The sequence below is a fragment of the Lapillicoccus sp. genome (assembly GCF_046595215.1).
Lineage (GTDB): Bacteria > Actinomycetota > Actinomycetes > Actinomycetales > Dermatophilaceae > Lapillicoccus.
Window position 1 is genome coordinate 1 of sequence record NZ_JBKJPP010000106.1, and the last position, 5,491, is coordinate 5,491.

Consider the following 5,491-nt stretch of genomic DNA (forward strand, 5'->3'; position numbering starts at 1 on the left):
TTTCGGCGGCGGCGGTGACAGGCGGGACGTTGATGGTGCGTGGCTTGGGCGATGTCGACGTCGTCGTGGCCAGCGCGGCGCACTTCCTGATAGGCGGGATGGTGCTGGCCGCCGTCGCCCTCGTCGTGGAAGGGGTGCCGCACATCGCCTGGACCGGACGGTTCATCCTCGTGCTCGCCTTCCTCGGCCTGGTCGCGACCGCGGCGACGACGCTGGCCTGGTTCGTCGAGGCACGGCGTTGTCCGCTGTCCTTGCTGACGGTGTGGATGTTCCTGGTCCCCGTCTTCGGTCTGCTGATCGGCATCGTGGCCCTGGGTGAACGGCCCGATGCCTGGACCGGGGTGGGCATCGTCCTGGTCCTGGTCAGCATGTGGCTGGCCATGACCAAGCAGGACCACCCTGGCGCCGGACCACCGGGACACCTGCATATCGCCGGGCCACCTCACGATCACGCCCCGACCCTGCCGAAGGAGCCGCGCCAGGGCGCCCCCCGAGCGGGGCTGCAGCATCGGGTATGCCGTTCCGCCGGCTACCGCTGCGCGTGCGGGGAGCCGGGGTGAGCGGCCCGAAGGCGCAAGGCAGCCCGGACCTGCGCCTGGAAACCTACGATGCGGTCATCTTCGACATGGACGGCGTGGTCACCGACACCGCCTCGGTCCATGCGGCGGCGTGGAAGGAGCTCTTCGATCAGGTCCTACCGGGACTGGCCGGACCGTCGACGACGGGCTTCGACATCGAGCAGGACTACCGGCGTTACGTCGACGGGCGCACGAGAGAAGACGGTGTCCGGGTCTTCCTCGCCTCCCGAATGATCGAGCTGCCGGAGGGCGGGGCCGACGGCGCCGCCGACCCCGACACCGCCGAACGCCATACTGTGCAGGCGCTGGCGGCGCGCAAGCAGGACCTGTTCACCCAGCAGCTGGCCCGGGTCGGGGCGGTGGCCTTCCCCAGCACCGTCGTGCTGCTGCGGCGGTTGCGGGCCGGCGGCATACCCACCGCGTTGGTGACCTCCAGCCGCAACAGCGAGCAGGTGCTGGTGGCGGCGGGCGTCAACGACCTCTTCGACGCGCGGGTCGACGGCAGCGACGCGCTGCGTCTCTCGCTGTCAGGCAAACCGGACCCGGCCATGTTCCTGGAGGCGGCCCGCCGACTCGGGGTCGACCCGGCGCGCACGGTCGTCGTGGAGGACGCCGAGGCCGGGGTGCGGGCCGGGACGGACGGCGGGTTCGCTCTGGTGGTGGGTGTCGACCGGGTCGGCAACCGTGCCGGTCTGCTCGCCGCGGGGGCGGACGTCGTCGTCGAGGACCTGGCCGCGCTCGAGATGGACGTCCCGATCGCCGACTCGGCCGAGCTCTGGTGCGGCGGCGCGACGGCCAGCGCCAGCGCCTGGCTGCTGGCGTACGACGGGTTCGACCCGGCTGTGGAAGGCACCCGCGAGGCCCTCTGCACGCTGGGCAACGGTTACTGGGGAACGCGCGGGTCCGCACCGGGCAGCACCGCGGACGGCGTGCACTACCCGGGCACCTACCTCGCGGGCGTCTACAACCGGCTGCGCCGCGACATCGGTGGCCGGTCCGTCGAGGACGAACACCTGGTCAACGCCCCCGACTGGACCTCGTTCACGCTGGGCCCGGCGGGTGGTCCGGCCCTGCTGCCCGGTTCCGCGCAGATGCTGAGCTCCTCCCAGCAGCTCGACCTGCGCCGCGGCGTGCTGACCCGCGTCTGCCGCTACCGTGACCTGGCCGGCCGCACCACCGCCGTCACCTCGCGCTCGCTCGTGCACCTGACGCAGCAGCATCTCGCAGTGCTCGAGATGACGGTGGAGGCCGAGGACTGGTCCGGCCCGGTCGTGGTCCGGTCGGGCATCGACGGGCGGGTCGCCAACCGCAACGTCGCCGAGTATCGGCTGCTCGCCGACCGGCACCTCGAGCCGGTCGGCGCCCGGCAGGTCGACTCCCAGACCGTTGTCCTGGAGGTGGCCACCAGCCAGTCACGGGTGCACATCGCGATGGCAGCGCGCACCCGTCTGGTGGCCGGCGTCCCTGACCCGGATGCCGACGTGGAGCGGCGGCTGCTCGACGGCGACCCGGCATACGTCGGGCAGGAGTTCGTCCTGGCGCTGCGGGCTGGGCGGCCGGTGACGATCGAGAAGGTCGTGGCGGTCGCCACCTCCCGGGACCGGGCCGTGTCCAGCGCCGCGCTGTCCGTGGCCGCCGCGGTTGCGCGGGCCCCGGCCGCGATCGACCTGTTGCGCTCCCACGAGCTCGCCTGGGAGAGGCTGTGGGGGAGGTTCGGCATCGGGATCCGGGCGGGGCGGCGGCAGTCGCTGGCGTTGAACCTCAACACCTTTCACGTGCTGCAGACGCTCGCGGCGGCCGGACCGGACCTGGACGCGGGTGTCCCGGCGCGCGGCCTGCACGGGGAGGGTTACCGCGGGCACGTCTTCTGGGACGAGATGTTCGTCTACCCCATGCTCACGCTGCGCCGTCCCGAGCTGACGCGGGCGTTGTTGGGATACCGACACCGCCGTCTCGACGCAGCGCGTGACGCCGCCCGCGACGTGGGGTGGGACGGGGCGATGTTCCCGTGGCAGAGCGGCAGCGACGGGAGGGAGGAGACGCCGGACGAGCTCTACAACCTGCGCACCGAGAGCTGGATGCCGGACAACTCCCGCCGGCAGCGGCACGTCGGGCTCGCGGTCGGCTACGGAGCCTGGCAGTACTACCAGGCCACCGCCGACCTGGGGTTCCTCATCGACGTAGGCGCCGAGCTGATGGTGGAGGTCACCCGATTCTTCGCGAGCCTGGCGACCTATGACGCGTCGGCCGACCGCTTCGACATCGCGGGAGTGATGGGGCCGGACGAGTTCCACGACGGATACCCCGGGGCGCCCGGTCTGGGGGTGCGCAACAACGCCTACACCAACGTGATGGTCGCCTGGCTCGCGGGCCGGACCCTGGAGGTGCTCGACCTGTTGGCGGGGCAGGACTGCGGGCCGCTGCAGGACCGGTTGGCGCTGCGACCCGGTGAGCGTGAGCTGTGGAACCGGATCCGGCGCCGGTTGCGGGTGCCGTTCCACGCCGACGGCGTGATCAGCCAGTTCGAGGGCTACGAGGCACTCCGGGAGTTCGACTGGGAGACCTACCGGGCCCGCTACGGCAACATCGGCCGGCTCGACCTGATCCTTGCTGCCGAGGGACACAGCCCCAACGACTACCGGCTCTCCAAGCAGGCCGACGTGCTGATGCTCTTCTATCTGTTCTCCGCCGAGGAGCTGCGGGACCTGCTCGCGCTGATGGGCTACTCCCTGCCCGCAGAGGCGATCCCGCGGTCCATCGAGTTCTACCTCGCCCGCACCAGCCACGGCTCCACCCTGAGCCGGCTCGTCCACTCCTGGGTGCTCGCCCGCAGCGACCGGAACCGATCCTGGTCAATGTTCACCCAGGCGCTGGACAGCGACCTGGCTGACACCCAGGGCGGCACCACCCGCGAGGGCGTCCATCTCGGTGCCATGGCGGGCACCGTCGACATGATCCTCCGGTGCTACGCCGGCCTCGAGATCCGCGGCGACGTCCTCCGTATCCATCCGGCACTACCCCCCGAGCTGCCCCGCGCGGAGTTCGAGATCGTCTACCGCGGCCAGCCGATCAGCGTCGAGCTGACCCCCTCACAGGTCCGCCTGCGGCTGCATCCGCACACGGCCCATTCCATCACCGTGTGCGTCGAGGACCAGCTGAGCGTGCTCTCCCCCGGCGTCGTCCACGTAGTGGCGCTCACGCCGGAGGCGCCGACGATCCACGGCGGCGCCGAGACCCTGCACCCGTCCACCCGAAGGGCAGAGCCATGACCCAGGGCAGTCTGAACTACTCGATGGACAGGCTGTGCTGTTGGGCGCAGGTGTCGCGGTCGGGCTCATGTGGATGGAGTGGCCCCCGGCCACCGGCCCCTGGCCGAGCGCGTTGCGAAGGCGCAGCGGTCGGCCAGGGTGACAATCGCCTGCGCTCGACCATCACCGACGACCAGCGAGATGGGCAGCCATCCCCCATCGCGGACGTGGTCACCCGCAGCGCTCTCCAGGTCGGCATCGACCCGTGATCTCATGGGGGCGCCAGCGCACAGGCGGGTCCCGTGCGCCGCAACGACCCTCGACGGTGCCGAAACGCGGGGAGGAGCCAGGGATTGGCGCCTGGCCGGCACGGCGCATTCTTGCGTAGCCTTCGGCGCTGCAGCACAGTCCCGTCTCCTCCCCCTCCTCCCCTTGGGGACAGGGCCTCGGTGCTGAAGCCCATGGGGGTCGACTAGTCCGGTTGGGCCGTATTTGTGGGTTTCGCCTCTGGCGGTCGGGGCCGGGGCTATGGTCCATCTACGGAGCAAGCGCCGAACCGTCCGACGACGCGTGTTCCGCAAAGAGAACGGCGCCCGACCTCTATCCGGAGGTGGGGCGCCGTCGCTCTTTCGGTGAGTCAGGTCAGGGCCGCGCCACGAGGCATCCCCTCCCTGTCCAGATTATCCGGGTCACCCGAGCGCCCGGTGCCATCACCCCAGACGCGTCCGACGGGACAGCCTTGGCGTTGCCGTCTGGGCGGGCGCTGCCGGGTGCCCGCACGCGGGGGCCACGGCGGTGGCGGCCGAGGTGGGCGCCTGCCGGGCGGGCGCAGGGCACGCGAGCGCGAGGTTGCGGACGACGCCGACGCGCAGTTCACCTCGCCCGAACGCCCTCGCGGACGCCAGGGCCGGTCGTCGCCGGAGGATGCCTCCTTGGAAGGTGGCAGCAGCGTCTCGGCCGAGCCATTACCCCCAGGACCGTCGCGACATGCTTCGCGGCGACGTCACCGAGGCAGTGTCCTCTACCGGTTGACCCCGGCACTGATCCGACGCTGCCCTGTCAGGCGCGCCACACCGTCAGCGAGAGGAAGAAGAAGGATCCCGACAGCTGCCGGATTCGGAAGTGGTGTCCTCCCGCCGAGAGGTTGCACGGGTGGGGTTGGGTGATGGCCCCGTTGACGGGGAGCGAGCCGAACGACGAGCCGTCGATGAGGCACTCGACGAGTGCCGCTCCCGCATAGCTCTGAAGCCGGGCGGTGCAGATGTACGCGCCGGCCTGCGGGGCGGTGAAGTAGCAGTTGATCCGGCCGGACCTCGTCTGCCCGGAGCCCCACGAGTCGAATCCCTTGTCGGAGAACCACGCCCGGCACTCATCGAGGTTCCTTTCCACATTCGTGAAACCGTCGAAGTGGTCGACGTCCCATAGGTCGAGATATCGGGCAGTGCCAAACTTCGAGCACACCGAGAAGTTGGCGACCGGAAGCCAGGACGCCAGGTCGAGGAACTGTGGGAACGCCTTGAAGACTTCTTCGGAGCCCTTTGTCGCGTGCAGCGCCGCCAGGGCATCCTCCGCACTCACCTCCAGGTCAGCCGGCACGATGCCCTCGCGCGGACCGACGTCTACGGACCGGAGCGAGTCCACCACTCGCACGGTGAACTCGTCAGA

General features: G+C 70.6%; 4 protein-coding genes. 2 read left to right on the forward strand and 2 right to left on the reverse strand.

Features of this window, described 5'->3' with window-relative positions; genetic code table 11:
- A partial coding sequence (locus ACLL9L_RS08460; RefSeq protein ID WP_411284205.1) for a DMT family transporter occupies positions 1–560 on the forward strand: 560 nt, incomplete at its 5' end.
- On the forward strand, positions 557–3,847 hold the full coding sequence (locus tag ACLL9L_RS08465) for a beta-phosphoglucomutase family hydrolase (RefSeq protein ID WP_411284206.1): 3,291 nt from the start codon (positions 557–559) through the stop codon (positions 3,845–3,847). The genes ACLL9L_RS08460 and ACLL9L_RS08465, both read left to right, overlap by 4 nt.
- Positions 3,848–4,536: 689 nt before the next feature.
- Here ACLL9L_RS08465 and ACLL9L_RS08470 read toward each other — a convergent pair.
- Both ACLL9L_RS08470 and ACLL9L_RS08475 read right to left on the reverse strand, forming a co-directional pair.
- Complete coding sequence (locus ACLL9L_RS08470; protein WP_411284208.1) at positions 4,537–4,752, reverse strand: putative immunity protein; 216 nt, start codon at positions 4,750–4,752, stop codon at positions 4,537–4,539.
- Positions 4,753–4,885: 133 nt separating this feature from the next.
- Positions 4,886–5,491 (reverse strand): hypothetical protein (locus ACLL9L_RS08475; RefSeq protein WP_411284207.1); only part of this gene is annotated, 606 nt, incomplete at its 5' end.